The sequence below is a fragment of the Rhizobium sp. Pop5 genome, from assembly GCF_024721175.1.
GTDB lineage: Bacteria > Pseudomonadota > Alphaproteobacteria > Rhizobiales > Rhizobiaceae > Rhizobium.
On the sequence record NZ_CP099402.1, the window covers coordinates 60,226 to 77,268 of the forward strand.

Annotated in this window: 19 protein-coding genes; 12 read left to right on the plus strand and 7 right to left on the minus strand. The window is 63.6% G+C overall.

Annotation, left to right across the window (positions count from 1 at the left end):
- Nucleotides 1–106 precede the first annotated feature (106 nt).
- Both NE852_RS28430 and NE852_RS28435 read right to left on the minus strand, forming a co-directional pair.
- Entirely contained in the window at nucleotides 107–544 is a 438-nt protein-coding gene (locus NE852_RS28430; protein ID WP_008532688.1) for a VOC family protein, read from the minus strand.
- A gap of 50 nt (nucleotides 545–594) precedes the next feature.
- Nucleotides 595–1,890 (minus strand): GGDEF domain-containing protein, encoded by a 1,296-nt coding sequence (locus NE852_RS28435; protein ID WP_008532687.1) that lies wholly within the window; start codon nucleotides 1,888–1,890, stop codon nucleotides 595–597.
- A gap of 199 nt (nucleotides 1,891–2,089) precedes the next feature.
- Here NE852_RS28435 and NE852_RS28440 point away from each other — a divergent pair, with 199 nt between their 5' ends.
- Entirely contained in the window at nucleotides 2,090–3,784 is a 1,695-nt protein-coding gene (locus NE852_RS28440) for a sensor histidine kinase (RefSeq protein ID WP_258157115.1), read from the plus strand.
- A 4-nt stretch (nucleotides 3,785–3,788) separates the two neighbouring features.
- On the opposite strand, the gene NE852_RS28445 is transcribed toward NE852_RS28440, so the two are convergent.
- Nucleotides 3,789–4,601, minus strand: a complete 813-nt coding sequence (locus NE852_RS28445; protein ID WP_008532679.1) for an AraC family transcriptional regulator — start codon at nucleotides 4,599–4,601, stop codon at nucleotides 3,789–3,791.
- A gap of 110 nt (nucleotides 4,602–4,711) precedes the next feature.
- On the opposite strand from NE852_RS28445, the gene NE852_RS28450 reads away from it, so the two are divergent.
- The gene (locus NE852_RS28450; protein WP_008532671.1) at nucleotides 4,712–5,641 is read left to right on the plus strand and encodes an NAD-dependent epimerase/dehydratase family protein; all 930 of its coding nucleotides are present in this window, start codon (nucleotides 4,712–4,714) and stop codon (nucleotides 5,639–5,641) included.
- Nucleotides 5,642–5,738: 97 nt separating this feature from the next.
- Entirely contained in the window at nucleotides 5,739–5,924 is a 186-nt protein-coding gene (locus NE852_RS28455; RefSeq protein ID WP_037174092.1) for a hypothetical protein, read from the plus strand.
- A 22-nt stretch (nucleotides 5,925–5,946) separates the two neighbouring features.
- Here the strand turns inward: NE852_RS28455 and NE852_RS28460 are convergent, their stop codons facing one another.
- Nucleotides 5,947–6,465, minus strand: a complete 519-nt coding sequence (locus tag NE852_RS28460; RefSeq protein ID WP_037174089.1) for a hypothetical protein — start codon at nucleotides 6,463–6,465, stop codon at nucleotides 5,947–5,949.
- 92 nt (nucleotides 6,466–6,557) lie between these two features.
- A complete protein-coding gene (locus tag NE852_RS28465) occupies nucleotides 6,558–7,100 on the minus strand; it encodes a GXWXG domain-containing protein (protein WP_008537339.1) in 543 nt (180 codons plus the stop codon).
- Nucleotides 7,101–7,200: 100 nt separating this feature from the next.
- Between NE852_RS28465 and NE852_RS28470 the strand changes: the two genes are divergently transcribed.
- Nucleotides 7,201–8,067 carry a hypothetical protein gene (locus NE852_RS28470; RefSeq protein WP_258157116.1) on the plus strand — a complete coding sequence of 289 codons (867 nt, stop codon included), beginning with the start codon at nucleotides 7,201–7,203 and terminating at the stop codon, nucleotides 8,065–8,067.
- A gap of 42 nt (nucleotides 8,068–8,109) precedes the next feature.
- On the opposite strand, the gene NE852_RS28475 is transcribed toward NE852_RS28470, so the two are convergent.
- Complete coding sequence (locus NE852_RS28475; RefSeq protein WP_008532665.1) at nucleotides 8,110–8,607, minus strand: hydrolase; 498 nt, start codon at nucleotides 8,605–8,607, stop codon at nucleotides 8,110–8,112.
- 132 nt (nucleotides 8,608–8,739) lie between these two features.
- Between NE852_RS28475 and NE852_RS28480 the strand changes: the two genes are divergently transcribed.
- Complete coding sequence (locus NE852_RS28480; protein ID WP_008532663.1) at nucleotides 8,740–9,213, plus strand: NUDIX domain-containing protein; 474 nt, start codon at nucleotides 8,740–8,742, stop codon at nucleotides 9,211–9,213.
- Between the two features lie 27 nt (nucleotides 9,214–9,240).
- Here NE852_RS28480 and NE852_RS28485 read toward each other — a convergent pair whose 3' ends face one another.
- Nucleotides 9,241–10,233 carry a LacI family DNA-binding transcriptional regulator gene (locus NE852_RS28485; protein WP_037174083.1) on the minus strand — a complete coding sequence of 331 codons (993 nt, stop codon included), beginning with the start codon at nucleotides 10,231–10,233 and terminating at the stop codon, nucleotides 9,241–9,243.
- 217 nt (nucleotides 10,234–10,450) lie between these two features.
- Between NE852_RS28485 and ltnD the strand changes: the two genes are divergently transcribed.
- The 7 genes from ltnD to NE852_RS28520 all read left to right on the plus strand — a co-directional run bounded on the left by ltnD (nucleotide 10,451) and on the right by NE852_RS28520 (nucleotide 16,995).
- Nucleotides 10,451–11,317, plus strand: coding sequence for an L-threonate dehydrogenase (gene ltnD / locus NE852_RS28490; RefSeq protein ID WP_258157192.1), 867 nt, complete (start codon nucleotides 10,451–10,453; stop codon nucleotides 11,315–11,317).
- Between the two features lie 6 nt (nucleotides 11,318–11,323).
- The gene (gene otnK / locus NE852_RS28495; protein WP_008532653.1) at nucleotides 11,324–12,598 is read left to right on the plus strand and encodes a 3-oxo-tetronate kinase; all 1,275 of its coding nucleotides are present in this window, start codon (nucleotides 11,324–11,326) and stop codon (nucleotides 12,596–12,598) included.
- On the plus strand, nucleotides 12,595–13,245 hold the full coding sequence (gene otnC, locus NE852_RS28500; RefSeq protein WP_037174073.1) for a 3-oxo-tetronate 4-phosphate decarboxylase: 651 nt from the start codon (nucleotides 12,595–12,597) through the stop codon (nucleotides 13,243–13,245). Before otnK ends, otnC begins: the two co-directional genes overlap by 4 nt.
- A 2-nt stretch (nucleotides 13,246–13,247) precedes the next feature.
- Nucleotides 13,248–14,012 (plus strand): hydroxypyruvate isomerase family protein, encoded by a 765-nt coding sequence (locus NE852_RS28505; protein ID WP_008532648.1) that lies wholly within the window; start codon nucleotides 13,248–13,250, stop codon nucleotides 14,010–14,012.
- Nucleotides 14,013–14,123: 111 nt separating this feature from the next.
- The gene (gene denD / locus NE852_RS28510) at nucleotides 14,124–15,110 is read left to right on the plus strand and encodes a D-erythronate dehydrogenase (protein ID WP_008532647.1); all 987 of its coding nucleotides are present in this window, start codon (nucleotides 14,124–14,126) and stop codon (nucleotides 15,108–15,110) included.
- Nucleotides 15,107–15,880, plus strand: a complete 774-nt coding sequence (locus NE852_RS28515; protein WP_008532646.1) for an SDR family oxidoreductase — start codon at nucleotides 15,107–15,109, stop codon at nucleotides 15,878–15,880. The genes denD and NE852_RS28515 overlap by 4 nt, the downstream gene beginning before the upstream one ends.
- 47 nt (nucleotides 15,881–15,927) lie before the next feature.
- Complete coding sequence (locus tag NE852_RS28520) at nucleotides 15,928–16,995, plus strand: ABC transporter ATP-binding protein (protein WP_258157117.1); 1,068 nt, start codon at nucleotides 15,928–15,930, stop codon at nucleotides 16,993–16,995.
- Nucleotides 16,996–17,043: the final 48 nt, after the last annotated feature.

Genomic DNA, 17,043 nt, shown 5'->3' on the forward strand with positions numbered 1-17,043 from the left:
CCAGCGCGTCTCGCCGCTCCTCGCCAAGGCAACTACCTCAGATGCGCGAAGCGGGCCGGGCGCGACAGGGTCGAGATATACGCTGCCGCAGAAGGCGTCGCTGCCCTCAGCTGAGTTCCTGGGCTAACCCGATGAGCAGCCCTTCAGGCCCACGAATGTAGCAGAGAAGATATGCGTCCTTATACCGGACGACCTCGCCCACCAGCTCGGCGCCGCGCGGACGGAGCCTTTCAAGCGTCTCGTCGATGTCATCGACAGTGAACATGGCGCGGAGGTAGCCGAGCGCATTGACCGGCGCGTTCCGGTGATCTGCGACGACCTCAGGCTTGACGAAGCGGGAGAGCTCAAGCCGGCTGTGCCCATCAGGCGTGCGCATCATGGCGATCTCCACCTGCTGATCGCCCAGTCCGGTGACACGTCCGGCCCATTCTCCTTCGATCGTGGCCCGCCCTTCGAACTCGAGGCCGAGCTCGCGAAAGAAATCGACCGCCTCTGCGAGGTCTTCGACGACGATTCCTATGTTGTCCATCCGCTTGAGCGCCATGTTTCACATCTCCAGGCTGTCGTTCACCTCCGTGAACAGTTGAACCGCACTTAGCGCCGTGCGGCGGTCTGCTCGGCGGCCTGCCGCGGACGGCGGAAGATGGAGACCTGGTTGCGGCCCGCCTGCTTGGCGCGATAGAGGGCCATGTCGGCCTGGTGCTGGAGATTATCCAGCGAAATCTCGGGATCGAGAGCCGATTTCACCGCCACGCCCACGCTCAGCGTCACCGAAGGCCCCACAGCGGAAGAGGGGTTGGGAAGGGCGGCGGCTTCCACGCTCTCGCGGATGCGCTTGGCGATCGAGACAGCCTCTTCCTCATCGACGCCCGGAAGCACGATCAGGAATTCCTCGCCGCCATGGCGCGAGACAAGGTCGCGATCGGCGCGCACGCTGCTCTGGATGATGCCGGCCACCTTGACGAGGCAGCGGTCGCCCTCACTGTGGCCGAGACTGTCGTTCAGCGCCTTGAAGTGATCGATGTCGCACATCAGCATGGCGGCGACGACGCCGGCATCGCTTCTGCTGCGCCAGAGCTCCTCCAGCGTCTCCATCATCCAGCGGCGGTTGGCAATGCCCGTCAGCGGATCGGTTCTCGCCAGCCGCTCCAGGCGGGCATTGGCATCGGCAAGTTCCGCCACGCGGCGCTGGTCCCGGCAGTCGAGGAGAAATGTCTTCTGCGCCAGGATGTTCATCGTGCGCCGGGCAACCACGGTCGCGATGATCCCGCAGGAAAAGAACAGGGTTCCGGCAATGACGCTGCCCGTTTCCACGAGCGGGTTGAACCACTGAAGGATAAAATAGAGGCAGAGGGCATAACAGGCGATCGCGATCGTCCACGCCAGCGGCACACTGAAGATGGTGATCGCGCTCGTTGCGACGAAGAGCATGATGGTCAGATGCCGCTCGTAGAATTCGCCGCCGGCAAAGACGCCGACAAGCGCCACCGACAAAAGGATGAGGCACATCCCCCCGAGCAGCGATGCGCCCTGAAACACCGCCGGACGCGGCCTGCGCCAGGCGAGCGCCGTTGCAATGGCCGCCGGCGGCAAAAGGTAGGCAGGGGCGACCATCGCCAGGGCGATCGGATGGGGAAGCAGGATAGCGTTCAGCGCCAACGTCAGAATGTCGACAAACGCCACCCATATCATCCAGGAGCGGATAATTTTCGCGGTCTGCCGCCATGCCCTTTCGTCGAAGCGGCGACGCAGCTCGGCAGTCAGGCTTATATCGCGGGTCCTGCCCGAGAGAAGACGCTCGACCTCGGCCGCCATCGCACTCGTCAGCGGCCGCGGCGAAGCCGGCCCGGCAGCGGAATTCTGAGAAGAAGCGCTTCTGGCATCGTTCATCCTTGCAATATCTAGCGATAATCCGGAGGTCGGCAAGGCTCGGGCATAAACGCACTGCCGGAGTGGTTAGCTTCCCGTTCCCGCCCGCCAAGCGCATGTCCGAATTCGCACATTTGGAATTTTGCGGGCAAGATTGCAGGCCTGGTCTGGGCGAGGTCGTCTCGATCGTGCTAACAACCCTCTGGCGAGGGGGTATGGGATGAGACTCAAACTGGTTGCAGTTGCGGTCGCGGCGCTGGCGCCTGTGGTGGCGATGCTCGCCTATAACGAGGTGGCCCTGCGCCACCAGCGCAATGAAGAAGTGCGCGCATCGGCAGCGCAGGCGGCGAGGCAAGCATCGTCGGAAGTCGAAAGAATCGTGGAGGGCCTGCATGGCCTTCTCATTTCGGTCTCCGCCATGCCCTCCGTCCGGCACCTCGACGTCGGCACCTGCAACGAGGCGCTCACATCGGTTGCCGAAAACATTCCGAACGTCAGCACCATCTTCGTCGTCGGGCTCGACGGGCGGCCGGTCTGCGGCAGCACGGCGTTTCCCGAGGGGGTGACGTTCTCCGACCGCGATTATTTCCAGCAGATCCTGAAGACCAAGGATTTTACCGTCGGCACCTACACGCAAAGCCGTCTTTCCGACAAGCACGTGCTGCCGCTCGCAATGCCCTTGATGGAAGGCGGCATGCTCAAGGCCGTCATCGTCAGCGGCATCCGGATGGACTGGCTGCAGAACCGCATCACCGAACGCGGCGTCGCGCCCGGCAATGCGGTGACGATCGCCGACGGCAAGGGAACCATCGTCGCGCGCGTTCCCCTGCCGGAGCAGTTCGTCGGCACGGCGATCCCGGACCAATACCAGCGGCTGGTTCACGCCGAACAGCCCGACGTGATCGAGGTCACGAGCCGGGATGGAATGGTGCGCATCGTCGGCTATCGCCCGATCGCGCTGCCATCAAGCCCTCTTTATGTCAGCGCCAGCTTCTCCAAGCCGGAGGCCTTCGCGCCGATCGAGCGGGCGACGCTGATGAACACGCTCGCCATCATCGGCGGCGCGCTGTTTTCGCTCACTGCTGCGATCGTCATCGGCAACCGATTCATCCTCGTGCCGATCTGGCGGATCGCCGATGTGATGGAGAAGTGGCGCGGCGGCCAGACCTCGGCCAGAACCGGCATGACGGGATCGGACGATCTGGCAGTCGTTGGCGCGACCTTCGACCGGCTGCTCGACGAACTCGACGAGCGCCGGCGCTGCAACGAAGCGGCGGAAGAAGAGCGGATCCTCCTCGTCCGCGAACTGGCGCACCGGGTCAAGAACGGCTTCACCCTCGTCCAGGCGATCGCGCGGCAGACTTTCTCGCGCTCCGATCCGGAACGGTACAATTCCTTCGCCGAAAGGCTCGCGGCGCTGGCCGGCACATATGATGTCATTCTTTCCAGGGAAGGATCGGCCTCATCGCTGAGGGACATCGTCTCGGCCGCCTTGCGGGCGCATGTCGCCTCGGAGGCCGAGCATATTCGTCTCGCCGGACCGGACGTGGTTCTCCCCGCCGAAACCGCGCTGCCGCTCTCGCTGGTGATCCATGAACTCGCGACCAACGCGACGAAATACGGAAGCCTCGGCAGCGAGGACGGAACCGTTGCGATCGAGTGGAGGCGCGATGAAAAGCGCCTCCTTCTCCTGTGGACCGAATCCGGCGGACCGCCGGTGTCGAAACCGGTGAAGAGGGGCTTCGGCTCGGTCCTCATAGAGCGCGCTTTCCCGGCAAAGGCGCAGGCGCGGTCCCACTCTGACTACCGGCCCGAAGGTCTCGTCTTCGAACTCGTCTTTTCGATCGAAGAGCCCGCCGCGAAGAGCAAGGCCGTCAGCCCCAGCCGGGAAACCGCGCCTGCGGACGACAGGTGAAATCTTAGATCCTGCTCTTTCGCCTCAACTCGAACGGGGTTTGACCGATCTCGCGTCGCATCCAGCGGGCAAGGTGGGATTGATGTGCAAATCCTGTTCGATGGGCGACTTCGCCGATGCCGAGATCCGTCGAGACCAATAATGCACGAGCCCTTTCTATTCGACGACGCAGGACATACCGATGCACGGTTAAACCTGTCGCGGCCTTGAACCAGGTACGAAGGTGCGAATTGCTGACGGCTGCGACCCTGCTCAATGTCTCGAGCGCAAGGTTCGTTTCGATGTGTGCCTCGATGAAGTCCATCACCCGCTTCAGCTGAGCATCGGACAGCCGGACCTCCCGGGCGGGCGCTGAGCTATCGAGGCCCAGCAGGCGCGCTGCTATCGCGATGCCAATGCTGTCGGCGTACAGCGATCCGCTTGGTGAGCCAGCTTCGTAGTCGGCCTGGATCGCGCGCGTCAGATGCTCGATCTGTTCGTCTCGAAGGAGGTGGCGTGTCTCGATTCGTCGCGGCCCCTTTGCATCAGAGCTGCCGGTGACGTCGCGAAGGAGCGTTTCGGGGAAACTCACCACGATCGTGTCGAAGGCGGACTCGGCCTCGAACCCGCCGGCTTCACCCGCAGCCAACAGATCTATGTCCCCGGCGCGGCGGACGAAGTGCTTACCTACCTCGCCGCAGTAGGAGCGTGTCGCCGCGCTGGCGTGGACAAGAATGCGGTGGCGATCCATTTCCGGCAGGAGAAAGCTGCCGGCGCCAAGCCGCAGCGATGCGATCGAAACGGCGCCAGGCTGATACGCGGTATATTGCGGGTTCAAGGATAGCCTCGATGATTGGCGGAACGTGCTCAAAATTTGGCGATTGCAGCGCGATTTTCAATCCGTCGTCTTGCAAACTTTGCTCATCGCAACGGTGAGCAGAGGTTGAAATGAGTGTTTATGTTGTTGTCGGGGCCGGTCCGGTTGGAATTGAAACGGCAAGGCTGCTGGGTGAGGCCGGTCATGATGTCATCGTCACGAGCCGAAACGTGAATTTGGAAGATCGAACGAACATAAGGGCAGTCCGGGCGGACGCTACCGACGCGGAAACTTTCACGCAGGTGTGCAGAGGCGCGGATGCGATCTTCACGTGCGCGATGGCGGCCTATGATCGCTGGCCGACGGATTTTTTCCCGATCATGGATGGTGTCACGCGCGCCGCCGAGAATGTCGGCGCAAAATTGATTGTCCTCGGAAATCTTTATGGCTACGGATCAAACCCCGACGGGCTGCTCAGACCCGATCAACCGCTCGCCCCCAGCTCTCGCAAGGGCACGGTACGCACCATCATGTGGCAGCGCGCATTGCGGGCCGGCGTTCCCGCCATCGAGGTGCGTGCGAGCGATTACCTTGGGCAGGGAGCGGTGACATATTTCTCGCTATTGGCGCTGCCGCCACTTCTGGCGTCGAAGCCGGTCACCTTCTTGGGCGATCTGGACGCGAAGCATGCCTGGTCGTTCACCAAGGACGTGGCACGTACGTTGGTGGCCGCCGCGGGATACACAGGCGCATGGGATCGCGCTTTCCATGTTCCGTCACAACATATCTCCCCCCGCGAACTGATCCTGAGAACAGCCGCCGCGCTTGGGAAAGAGCCGCCAGCCCTCGGCACGTTTTCACAGGTGCAAATGGAGGAACTTGGCATGCACGAGCTTGTGGAGATGAACTATCTCCTCGAAACGCCACTGCTGCTGGATGCCTCGGAGACGGAGACTCTCCTCGGCGTAAAGGCCCAAGAGATTGACGTGATGATCACGGATACGATTGAGCCGCAGAAGATAGCTTTCCTTCCTTCGCGGCTCTCTCCGAGAAAACCGTGAGACAGTGAAATCAAGGCAGTCGGCCCCTGGTCACATCAGGCGATGCATCCTTTTGGAATCTGGCGCGTTTTCCCTGCTCCAGCAGCAGGAGGCAATCATGTCCAAACGTGAACTCGTGGATACCGGCACCGACAAGCGCTATGTCCGCCGCGACGATCAGGGCCGCTTCAAGGAATCCGACGATGTCGGCCGCTCCCTGTCCCAAGACAAGCGGCGCCAGGCAAAGAACGATGCCAAGCCCGGCGAGGGCGACCGCGGCGATCGTCACACCACAAAGCATTGAGGACTGAGGCGAAGACGGCGCTCTACCGGCTTGCCGCGGAGGGGCGCTGCAGATCGATGCGGCTCGTCACCACGGACCGGCCCGAGGTGAGGTCGCGGTCGACGGTCTGCAGTCGCAGCCGGTCCTGCCCGACTTTCTCGATCATCAAGGTTGCGTTTCGATCGCCATTGACCACCCGGGCCCAGGTGACGCTGAGGTTGAGCCGGTTGCCCTGTCGGCTTCCCACGAGCTTCGACGGCTGGCCCGAAGGTCCGATGTAATTGCCGCTGTAGCGCTCCCCCGATGCCTTGACGTTTGCCGAGAACGCCCTCGTGAAGACCGCCAGCCCGCGGCATTGCCCGTTCATCGAGACAGCGGAAGCGCTCGCGTCCGATCTCAGGGTGCAGGAGACATTGAAGCTCGCGCCGCCGATCCGGGTGAGCACCATCCCGGTCCCGCTCCAATCACCCCCCAAGGACTGCAAAAACACCGCATCCGACATCTGAGCGTGAGCAGGCAAGCAGGTCAGCGAAAGCAAAGCGGCGATCAGGACAGCGCGCATGACGGCACCCCCGGGGTTGCGTGCGGTAAAACAGAATAGCACGTCGCATTGTTCCTGCATCCAGGCGATGCGACGGCATTTATCGGAGGTTTTCACGCATACGTGTTCTGCCGCGGGGTCGCATCGACCTTCTGGAGCTTGAAAAAGTAACGGCGGACGTCACCCTCGACGCACATCATGCCGGCCAACTCTTTGTCATTGATCCTGCCGAAGTAGTCGACGACCGGCTGCCGGTCGTAGATCATTGCGGCAGTGGCCGCCGCATCTTCCAGGGTCCTCAGCTTGAGCGATGCGATCGTGCCCCTCGCGCGGCATGCCTTCTGCAAATAGGAAAACCCGCTGCGGGCGAGGCCCGTGCGGCCGAACGGCGCCGCCTTGATCGCCAGCCCGATCGGCACGAAGCCGAGGTCGATCGCCACCAGACGACCCGGCCGCCACTGAAAGAGGAGGGCGTCGGCGCGCATGTCCGTATGGAACCGCTTGCCGAACCAGCCGAGGTTCTCCAGCACGCCATCGAGCGGATGGCCGGAGGGGATGCCGGTGCCTTTCCAGAGGCCGGGCATTTCGCGCGGCTGGACAGGCTCCAGCGAGCGGAACCAGGATATCGTCTCGTTCTGCAGCTCCATGGTTTTCATCTATGCTCCTTCGCCGTAGGATCAAGCCTTCCGGCAAGCGGCAGCCTCAGTTCGCACGCTGAAGCCGGCAACGCCTTGAAGAGGTGCTCGTTTCAACCTCATGAGCAAGGATGACGTTCCAACCAGCCAGGATGGTGAAGCGCCTGTCGAGACCGTTTCGTTCGCGTTCGACAGGATGACCGTCCAGCGCTTTCGCGAGACCTTTCCCCGCGCACGCTGGAGCGACACGCTCAGGGCATGGACGGTCCCCGGCAAGACGGCGCGCCGTCGCATCGACCGCTGGCTGGCCGGCGAAGTCGCGCGGGCGGACGTGTTCGCCGCCGAGAAGGGACGGGACGCCTATGCGTTCGAGCCGATCCTCAGCCCCTATCTCGACGTCATCAAGACTGGCTTCCGCATTCGCACGCCCTTCTCGCGAACGGTCGTCGAGGAGCTTCGCCAGGTGCCCTTTGCCCAGTGGAACGGCGACCTCCGCGTCTGGGAGGTTCCCTTCGCCTCCTATGACGAGCTCCAGCATCGCTGGGATGCGATAGAGGCGGCGGCGAAGCGGGCCGAACCGGAGGAGCGCCGCAAAAGGGCAGAGGCGCGCAGGGGCAGCGAGGACGAAGCGAAGGCCCGGCGCCGGTCGGCCGAGAGGAGGCGACGCCGCCTGCCGGTGCCGGCCGACGATCTTCCGCCGGTGGAGCGCCCGGTGGCGACCTCCGCCTACGGGATTATCGTCGTGACGGACATTACCGGCGAAGTCGTCGATCCCGATCCTGTTGCCGAGTTTTATCCCGATGCCGGCGCCGAGGATGTCTGGGCGACATGGCGCCTGCCGACATTGGAGGAGCTTATCCACACCTGGCCGGCAAGGACCGTGGCGGGCGAGCCCGAACGCAGGCGGGGCTGGTGGCAGCCTGATATCGGGGAACTCAGGGAGGCGAGGCGGACGGCACGGTCGCGGGAGCGAAGAAAGGCCCGTTGAAACGAGACCCGGCGGGGCCGTCGGTTCGCCGGGATTTCCTGGTCATTGCGGCCGCTTCGTCGACAGCAGCGCTTCCAGCGTCACCGGGCGAAGGCCCTGCGCATCGACGCCGACATCGTATTGGCGGGGCAGGGGCTTCAGGCGGCCATGAGAATGCCCATGCAGGTTGAGCGACCCCTTGCCCATCTTGTGCCAGGTGCGGAACGGATAGTGACAGAGGATGAGCAGATGATCGTCGAGCGTCATCTCGCAATAGTGCTGGACGCTCTCCCATCCTCTCGCCTGCGTCGTCGTCTCCGGATCGTTGTTTCCGATGACGAGATGCTTTCGTCCGTTCAGCATGGAGAGAAGCTGGTCGCAGTCCCCGCCACGGTAAAACATGAAATCGCCGAGATGCCAGACGTCGTCCTCCGGCCCGACGATCTCGTTCCAGTTCCGTATCAGCGCGACGTCGTGCGCGGCGAGGTCGGGAAAGGGACGGCGGTCGATCCGGAGGACACGCCTGTCGGCAAAATGGGTATCGCTGGTGAAGTAGATCATCCGACAGAGATGGGGCGCCCGGCGCAATTGAACAGCCGTTCGCAAGCAGGTCGAAACGAAATCCCTTGGGCATGGTATTCTCGGTGACATCAACCGCCGAGGAGGAGACCATGACGATTTCAGGAGCAGAAGATGCCGGTCCGTAGCGCCGGGCTTCTCATCCATCGCCGTGTCGAAACGGGGCTGGAAGTCCTGCTCGTGCATCCCGGCGGCCCGTTCTGGACGAAGAAGGATGAAGGCGCGTGGTCGATCCCGAAGGGGCTGGTGGAATCAGGCGAAGACGAGCTGTCGGCGGCGATCCGCGAGACGCGGGAGGAACTCGGCATCGACATGTCGGGAGACTTCGCCGCGCTCGGCGAATATCGCCAGCCCGGCGGAAAAGTGGTGGTCGTCTGGTCCGTGGAAGCCGAGGCGCCGATCGAGGTCGGCAACATCAGGAGTTCGGAATTCCAGATGGAGTGGCCTCCGAAGTCGGGCCGCATCCAGAGTTTTCCCGAGGTCGATCGAGCGGGATGGTTTCCGATCGCCGTGGCCGAGATCAAGATCCTCAGAGGCCAGTTCGCAATGCTTGCCGACCTCGTAAACCAGCTTGATCAACCGAAATGAGGGCAAGTCCCCGAAGCGGCCTTTTGCCTAATCGATCCCGATGATCTCCGGATAGAAGGCAATCACTTTTTCGGAAGGCGGGTTTCCCCGGCTTGCGGAAAGCAGCAGGGCGGCGGCGGCTTCGCCCATCCGGCGCCGCGGCGAGATCGAGGTGGCGATTCTGATCGGCAGGGCGCGGCCGACGTCGAGCCCGTTGAATCCGGCGATCAGGATTTCCCCGGGAGAGGAAACGCCAAGCTCCAGGCAGGCGAAGGCGCCGCCGGTCGCCATGTCGTCGCTGGAATAGTAGATGCAGTCGAGATCGCGGGTCGCCGCCAGCATCGATATGGTCAGCTCCTTGCCATGGGCGATGGAGGAATAGGCGCCGTCGATCCGCTCGTGCAGGAAAGAAAGACCGTTCTCGCGCAACACCTTCTCGAAGCCGGCCTTGCGCTTGCCGGCGCGCAAGTCCCTCTCCAGCCCGCAGCCGATATAGCCGAACCGCCGCCGGCCGGCCGCAAGCAGCGCCGTCGCCATCTCCTCTCCGGCCTTGCCATGCGAAAGCCCGACGTTGAAATCGACGGGCGTGCCGTCGAGGTCTATCAGCTGGATGACGGGGATATCGGCATGCTGGAGCATCCTGACCGTTTCGGGCGGCTGGTCGAGCCCCGTCACGATGATGGCGGCAGGCCGCCAGGAGAGCATGTCGCGGATGATTTCGCGCTCCTTGGCCATGTCGTAATCGGAGATGCCGAAAACCGCCTGCATGCCGGAGCCCTGCAGCCCGGCGGAAATGCCCGCCAGCATCTCGGGAAAGACGATGTTCAACATGCTGGGAACGACGACGGCGACGAGGTTGGTGCGGCGCGACGACAGCGAGAGTGCCAGCTGGTTGCCGACATAGCTCAGCCGTTCGGCTTCCAGCAGCACTTTTTCACGGGTTTCCTTGGAGACGTCGGCGGCACCACGAAGCGCGCGCGATGCTGTCATCTTGCTGACGCCGGCGGCGGCGGCGACCTCTTCCAGCGTGGATTTGCGCATCGCGGTGGTTCCTATCTGCCAACTGCCGCGTAAGCCGGCAACGACAGATTCATAGGCCTTTTTGTAAAAAAGGAAAGCAACCAACGCTTGACACACGTGCTTGAAATGGGCTTTGTTATCGATACCGGTATCGGTAACAGCCACCGAAAACTTGTGTGGCACAGGAGAAGAGGCCGTGCGAGGCATCAGCAAAACAGCAGTCATCGGGCTCGGCTCCATGGGCTGGGGCGCGGCTCTTTCGCTTCTGAGGGCAGGCTTTGCCGTGAACGGCTGCGACGTTCGCCCCGAGGTGCTGGCGCGCTTTTCAGAGGCGGGAGGCAAGGCCTGTGATACGCCGGCGGCCGCTGCCGATGGTGTAGAGGCGGTCTTCGTTTACGTCGTCAACAACACCCAGGTCGAACATGTGCTGTTCGGTCCGCAGGGCGCGCTGGAAACGGCCGCGGCCGGCACCGTCTTCCTGCTTTGCACCACCATGGCGCCGAGCGCCACGATCGCCATTTCCGAGCGCTTGGAGGCTGCCGGCATGCTGGTCGTCGATGCGCCTGTTTCCGGCGGCCATGTCAAGGCGCTTTCCGGCGAGATCACCGTCATGGCCTCGGGCTCGAACGCGGCTTTCGAGCGCGCGGGTGCGGCCCTTGACGCCATCTCGGCCAAGATCTTCCGGCTCGGCGACCGGCCCGGCCCCGGCTCCCAGGTCAAGATGATCAACCAGCTTCTGGCCGGCGTCCATATCGCCGCCACCGCGGAAGCGATGACGCTCGCCGCGAAGGCGGGCATCGACCTCCAGACGCTTTACGATGTCCTGCGCGTTTCGGCCGGCTCCTCCTGGATGTTCGAAAACCGCGGCGAACACATCGTCGCGGGCGATTACACGCCCCGTTCGGCGGTCGATATTTTCGTCAAGGATCTCGGCATCGTCCGCTCGGAGGCCGAGCGCACCGGCGGCGTCACGCCGCTTGCCGCGACAGCCCTTGATCTCTTCGTCGAGGCTTCTGAAGCGGGTCTCGGGCGCGAGGACGACGCGGCGGTGGCAAAGATCCTGGCGCGCAAATGCGGCGCTACCCTGCCCGGCATGGAAGGCTAGCTTCCCATGAGAACCGTGCTCGGCTGCATCGCGGATGATTTTACCGGCGCAACGGACCTCGCGGCTTTGCTGGCGCGAAGCGGTCTGCCCGTCTCCCTGCGCATCGGCGTGCCTTCCGAGGAAGAAAATGCTGCGGATCCCGCGGCCTTCGAGGTCATCGCGCTCAAATGCCGGACCGCGCCGGTGGCCGAGGCCGTCGAAGAGGCGCGGCGCGCCTTCACCTGGCTGAAACGGACAGGTGCTGTCCGTTTTTTCTGGAAATATTGCTCGACCTTCGACAGCACTGATGAAGGCAATATCGGCCCCATTGCCGAATTGCTGATGGCCGAACTCGGTGTGAGGCAGACGATCTATTGCCCGGCATTCCCGGAAAATGGCCGCAGCATCTTCATGGGGCATCTCTTCGTCGGCGAAGACCTGCTGTCGGAAAGCCCGATGAAGGACCATCCGCTGACGCCGATGCGCGATTCCAGCCTTGTCAGGCTTCTCGCGCCGCAGGTTCGCGGCAAGGTCGGTCTTGCCAATCGCCTTGTTGTTGCCCGTGGTGCGGAGGCGCTGAAAGCGCGGCTGGAGGCGCTCGCCGACGATGGCGTGCGGCATGTCATCGTCGATGCCGTTTGCGACGAGGATCTCCGGACGATCGCCGCCACCACCGCAGATTTTCCGCTCATTACCGGCGGCAGCGCGGTCGCCGGTCAGCTTCCGCGTCTCTATATCGAGCAAGGCATGGTTTTGCCGCCTTCCGCCAACCGATCGAGCCTGCCGCCGCAGGGCGGGCAGATCGTGCTCTCGGGCAGCTGCTCGGCGATGACGCGCAGACAGGTCGCCCAGTACGCCAGCCGGAGCACCAGCCTGCAGCTCGATCCTCTGGCGCTTTCCGCCGAAGGGGCGGGGCCGGCCGAGGCATGGCTGCGGCAGCAGTCTCCCGACGCGCCGAAACTCATTTTCGCAACCGCCGAGCCTGAAGACGTCAAGCGGGCGCAGGAAAAGCTCGGCCTGGAGAAAGCAAGCCTGCTGGTGGAGCAGGCGCTTGCCGATCTCGCCCGCGCGGCGTTCCGCCAGGGTGTGCGCCGCTTCGTCGTCGCCGGCGGCGAAACGTCGGGCGCCGTCACCAGGGCCCTCGGCGTGACGCGGCTGGAGATCGGCCCGGAGATTGCGCCCGGCGTTCCCTGGACCTTTGCCGAGGTCGAGGGAGAGCGGGTCGCTCTTGCGCTGAAATCCGGCAATTTCGGCCGCGAAACCTTCTTCGAGGACGCGCTCAATCTGCTGGAGGCGGCATGAGCGAGGAAGCCAGGCTGAGGGAAGAAATATGCTTGATGGCGAAATCGCTCTTCGATCGCGGCCTGACGGCAGGCTCGTCGGGCAATATTTCCGCACGCCTCAGTGACGGGCGTCTGCTGGTGACGCCGACGGGAAGCTCCTTCGGCCGGCTCGATCCGGCGCGCCTTTCCCTGTTCGACGCCGGCGGCAGGTTGATCGGCGGTGACAAGCCGACCAAGGAAATGCCGCTGCATCAGGCTTTCTACGAGACTCGGCCCGCAAAGACCGGCGCGGTCGTGCATCTCCACTCTTGCCATTCCGTGGCGCTGTCGCTGCTGCCCGATGTCGACGCCGAAAACATGCTGCCACCCTTGACGGCCTATTCGATCATGAAGCTCGGCAAGGTGAAGCTGCTTCCCTATTTCATGCCGGGTGACCCGGCGATGGGCGATGCGATCCGTGGTCTCGCCGGCAAGCGCAGCGCCGTGATGCTGGCGGCCCACGGTCCGGTCGTCGCGGGAAAAGACCTGGAAGCGGCGGTCTACGCGATCGAGGAGCTGGAAGAGACGGCAAAGCTCGCCATGCTGACGCGCGGCGCCAATCCCACGCTGCTCACAGGTGCGCAGATCGAACAGATCGTGCGGACCTTCGACGTGGAGTGGGACTGACGATGGCCCGTTTTTCCGCCAATCTCGGCTTCCTCTGGCAGGAGCTTGCGCTCCCCGACGCCATCCGCGCGGCGAAAGCCGCCGGCTTTGATGCGGTCGAATGCCATTACCCCTATGCCCTTCCGGCCGAGGCGGTCCGCGCAGCACTTGCCGAAACCGGGCTCACCATGCTCGGCATCAACACGATCCGCGGCAATGTCGAAGCCGGCGACAACGGGCTTGCGGCCGTGCCGGGGCGCGAGGCGGAAGCCCGCGCGGCAATTGTCCAGGCCGTCGATTATGCGCGGGCGATCGGCGCGCTCAACGTCCATGTCATGGCCGGCAAGGCTTCAGGCGAAGAGGCAAGGGCAACATTCATCGCAAACCTGCGCCACGCCTGCGATCTGGCCGGCAGCGCAGGGATCACAGTGCTGATCGAACCGCTGAACCTGCGCGATGCGCCCGGTTATTTCCTGCAGACCTCGGAGCAGGCGCTCGAGATCATTACCGCCGTCAGTGCTCCGAATATCCGACTTATGTTCGATTGCTACCATCTGCAGATCATGCAAGGTGATCTGACCCACAGGTTGCAGACTTATCTGAATTCAATCGGACACATCCAGATCGCTTCGGTCCCCGATCGTCGCGAGCCGGATCATGGAGAGATCGACTATCGCCATATCCTGCATGTCCTGGAGACGCTTGGCTACGACAGGCCCATCGGCGCCGAATACCGGCCGGCAACCACGACCGACGCGGGCTTGAACTGGCTGGGAGCCTTCCGATGAAGGAGACGATGCGCACCTGACGACGTGACATGCCGCCCTATATGGACGCACGGGCACGGCGCGCGGCGCAGTTTTGACTGACGACACCGGCCAACGGGAGGAAGAGCCGACATGCATGTGATGATTTTGGGCGCGGCCGGCATGGTCGGCCGCAAGCTGGTCGAGAAGATTGCGCGCGAGCCTCTGGCTTTCGGCCGGCCGGTCACCCGCCTGACGCTGGTGGATGCCTTTCAGCCGCCGGTGCCGGAAGCACTTCAGCCCGTCTCCACGGCGCTGACGGTCGATCTTGCCGCTGCGAGCGCGGCCGACAGGCTGATCGAAGGACGCCCGGATCTGATCTTCCATCTTGCGGCCATCGTCTCCGGTGAGGCGGAGGCGGATTTCGACAAAGGCTACGCCGTCAATCTCGACGGCACGCGCGCTCTTTTCGATGCGATCCGGAAGCTCGGCCTCACCAGTGCCTATGTCCCGCGCGTCGTCTTCGCCTCCTCGATCGCCGTCTTCGGCACACCCTTCCCGGAGGTCATTCCCGACGAATTCTTCACCACGCCGCTGACGAGCTACGGCACCCAGAAGGCGATCGCCGAACTGCTGCTTGCCGATTATTCGCGCCGCGGCATTTTCGACGGCATCGGCATCAGGCTGCCCACCATTACAGTGCGTCCCGGCGCGCCGAACAAGGCGGCCTCGGGTTTCTTCTCCAACATCCTGCGCGAGCCGCTGGTCGGCAGGCAAGCGATATTGCCGGTCAGCGACGGCGTACGGCACTGGTTTGCAAGCCCGCGCGCGGCCGTCGGCTTCTTCGTCCATGCGGCGACGATCGACACGGCGCGCATCGGGGCGCGCCGCAACCTCACCATGCCCGGCCTCTCCGCGCTCGTTTCCGAAGAGATCGAGGCCCTGCGCCGGGTCGCCGGCGACAAGGCGGTCGCCCTCATCAAGCCAGTGCCCGATCCGGTGATCGAACGCATCGTCGCCGGCTGGCCGACCCAGTTCGATGCGACACGGGCATCTTCGCTCGGCTTCAAGGCGGAGACGAGCTTCGACGAAATCCTGCAGGTGCATATCGAGGATGAACTCGGCGGGAGGATCGCATGAGCATGGCGGCAAGCGGAGAGGCAAAGATTGCATTGGTGACCGGCGGCGGCACCGGCGTCGGACGCGCCATGTCGAAAGCGCTTGGTGCTGCCGGCTACAAGGTCGTCATCTCGGGCCGGCGGACCGACGTGCTTGAAAAGGCAGCAGCGGAACTTGCCGGCGAGACGGACGCGGAGTTTCTCGCGATTCCCACAGATGTCGGCGATCCCTCTTCGGTGCGGGCGCTCTTCGATACGATCCTGGAAAAATACGGACGGCTCGATCTGTTGGTCAACAATGCCGGTGTCGGCGTGCCGGCAGTTCCGCTCGAGGAGGTTTCGTTCGGGCAGTGGAGCGCCATCGTTGCGGCCAACCTCACCGGCGCCTTCCTGTGCACCCAGCAGGCCTTCCGGCTGATGAAGAGCCAGAGCCCCCGCGGCGGGCGCATCATCAACAACGGCTCCATTTCCGCCACCACCCCACGCCCCAATTCGGCGCCGTACACGGCGACCAAACACGCCATCACGGGGCTCACCAAATCCACCGCCCTCGACGGGCGCGAATTCGACATCGCCTGCGGCCAGATCGATATCGGCAATGCCGCAAGCGACATGACGAAAAGGATGGCATCAGGCGTGCTGCAGGCGAACGGCAGCATCGCCACGGAGCCGACGATCGACCCCGCCCATATTGCCGATGCGGTCGTCTACATGGCGGGCCTGCCGCTCAGCGCCAACGTGCTGACGATGACCGTGATGGCGACGAGGATGCCCTTCGTCGGCCGGGGGTAAAACCGGAAATAACAAATAGCAGTGCTCATGATCTCGGAGGAGGGAGTATGGCAAACGTTCAATTCGCGGATGTCAGGAAATCATTCGGTGCGCATCCCGTCATCAAGGGGGTGGACATCGATATCGGCGATGGGGAGTTCGTGATCCTCGTCGGCCCGTCGGGCTGCGGCAAATCCACTCTTCTGAGGATGCTGGCCGGGCTCGAGAACATTTCCGGCGGCGAGATCAAGATCGGTGGGCGCGTCGTCAACACGCTGCCGCCGAAGGACCGCGATATTGCCATGGTGTTCCAGAACTATGCGCTCTACCCGCATATGACGGTGGAGCAGAACATGGGCTTTTCGCTCATGCTCAACAAGGCGCCGAAGGCGGAAGCCGAAAAGCGGGTGAAATATGCCGCCGGCATCCTCGGCCTCGACAAGCTGCTCGACCGCTATCCACGCCAGCTTTCCGGCGGCCAGCGCCAGCGTGTCGCCATGGGCCGCGCCATCGTGCGCGATCCGGAGGTCTTCCTGTTCGACGAGCCGCTGTCCAACCTCGATGCGAAGCTGCGCGTCGCCATGCGCGCCGAGATCAAGGAACTGCATCAGCGCCTGAAGACGACGACGGTCTACGTCACTCATGACCAGATCGAGGCCATGACCATGGCCGACAAGATCGTCGTCATGCATGACGGCATCGTCGAGCAGATCGGCACGCCGCTCGAGCTTTACGACCGCCCCGCCAACCTCTTCGTCGGCGGTTTCATCGGCTCGCCGGCGATGAACATGATCCACGGCAGGCTCGATCCCGACGATGCCAGCCAGTTCGTCGCGGTGAACGGCACGCGGCTACCCGTCGCCAATCCGCCGGCGAGTGCCAAGGGCCGCGACCTCGTCTACGGACTGCGCCCCGAATATATCTCGCTCGATCCGAACGGGCTGCCGGCCGAAATCGTCGTGATCGAACCGACCGGCTATGAGACGCATCTGACCGTCCGCCTCGGCGGCAGCGAAGTCAGCTGCGTCTTCCGCGAGCGTGTCAACGCCCGCCCGGGCGAAGCCATCCGCGTGGCGATCGACGCCGCACATGTTCATCTCTTCGATGCCGAAGGCGGCAGGAGATTGACCGACTGACGCCAACCGGCGGGTTAAGGGAGAGGAGGAGTCTTCCAGCCCGCCGGA

What these genes read in the sequence shown, in the direction of transcription:
- NE852_RS28430 (WP_008532688.1), bottom strand. Translation starts at nt 544, where the DNA reads ATGGCGCTCAAGCGGATGGACAACATAGGAATCGTCGTCGAAGACCTC.
- NE852_RS28435 (WP_008532687.1), bottom strand. Translation starts at nt 1,890, where the DNA reads ATGAACGATGCCAGAAGCGCTTCTTCTCAGAATTCCGCTGCCGGGCCG.
- NE852_RS28440 (WP_258157115.1), top strand. Translation starts at nt 2,090, where the DNA reads ATGAGACTCAAACTGGTTGCAGTTGCGGTCGCGGCGCTGGCGCCTGTG.
- NE852_RS28450 (WP_008532671.1), top strand. Translation starts at nt 4,712, where the DNA reads ATGAGTGTTTATGTTGTTGTCGGGGCCGGTCCGGTTGGAATTGAAACG.
- NE852_RS28455 (WP_037174092.1), top strand. Translation starts at nt 5,739, where the DNA reads ATGTCCAAACGTGAACTCGTGGATACCGGCACCGACAAGCGCTATGTC.
- NE852_RS28460 (WP_037174089.1), bottom strand. Translation starts at nt 6,465, where the DNA reads ATGCGCGCTGTCCTGATCGCCGCTTTGCTTTCGCTGACCTGCTTGCCT.
- NE852_RS28465 (WP_008537339.1), bottom strand. Translation starts at nt 7,100, where the DNA reads ATGAAAACCATGGAGCTGCAGAACGAGACGATATCCTGGTTCCGCTCG.
- NE852_RS28470 (WP_258157116.1), top strand. Translation starts at nt 7,201, where the DNA reads ATGAGCAAGGATGACGTTCCAACCAGCCAGGATGGTGAAGCGCCTGTC.
- NE852_RS28475 (WP_008532665.1), bottom strand. Translation starts at nt 8,607, where the DNA reads ATGATCTACTTCACCAGCGATACCCATTTTGCCGACAGGCGTGTCCTC.
- NE852_RS28480 (WP_008532663.1), top strand. Translation starts at nt 8,740, where the DNA reads ATGCCGGTCCGTAGCGCCGGGCTTCTCATCCATCGCCGTGTCGAAACG.
- NE852_RS28485 (WP_037174083.1), bottom strand. Translation starts at nt 10,233, where the DNA reads ATGCGCAAATCCACGCTGGAAGAGGTCGCCGCCGCCGCCGGCGTCAGC.
- ltnD (WP_258157192.1), top strand. Translation starts at nt 10,451, where the DNA reads ATGGGCTGGGGCGCGGCTCTTTCGCTTCTGAGGGCAGGCTTTGCCGTG.
- otnK (WP_008532653.1), top strand. Translation starts at nt 11,324, where the DNA reads ATGAGAACCGTGCTCGGCTGCATCGCGGATGATTTTACCGGCGCAACG.
- otnC (WP_037174073.1), top strand. Translation starts at nt 12,595, where the DNA reads ATGAGCGAGGAAGCCAGGCTGAGGGAAGAAATATGCTTGATGGCGAAA.
- NE852_RS28505 (WP_008532648.1), top strand. Translation starts at nt 13,248, where the DNA reads ATGGCCCGTTTTTCCGCCAATCTCGGCTTCCTCTGGCAGGAGCTTGCG.
- denD (WP_008532647.1), top strand. Translation starts at nt 14,124, where the DNA reads ATGCATGTGATGATTTTGGGCGCGGCCGGCATGGTCGGCCGCAAGCTG.
- NE852_RS28515 (WP_008532646.1), top strand. Translation starts at nt 15,107, where the DNA reads ATGAGCATGGCGGCAAGCGGAGAGGCAAAGATTGCATTGGTGACCGGC.
- NE852_RS28520 (WP_258157117.1), top strand. Translation starts at nt 15,928, where the DNA reads ATGGCAAACGTTCAATTCGCGGATGTCAGGAAATCATTCGGTGCGCAT.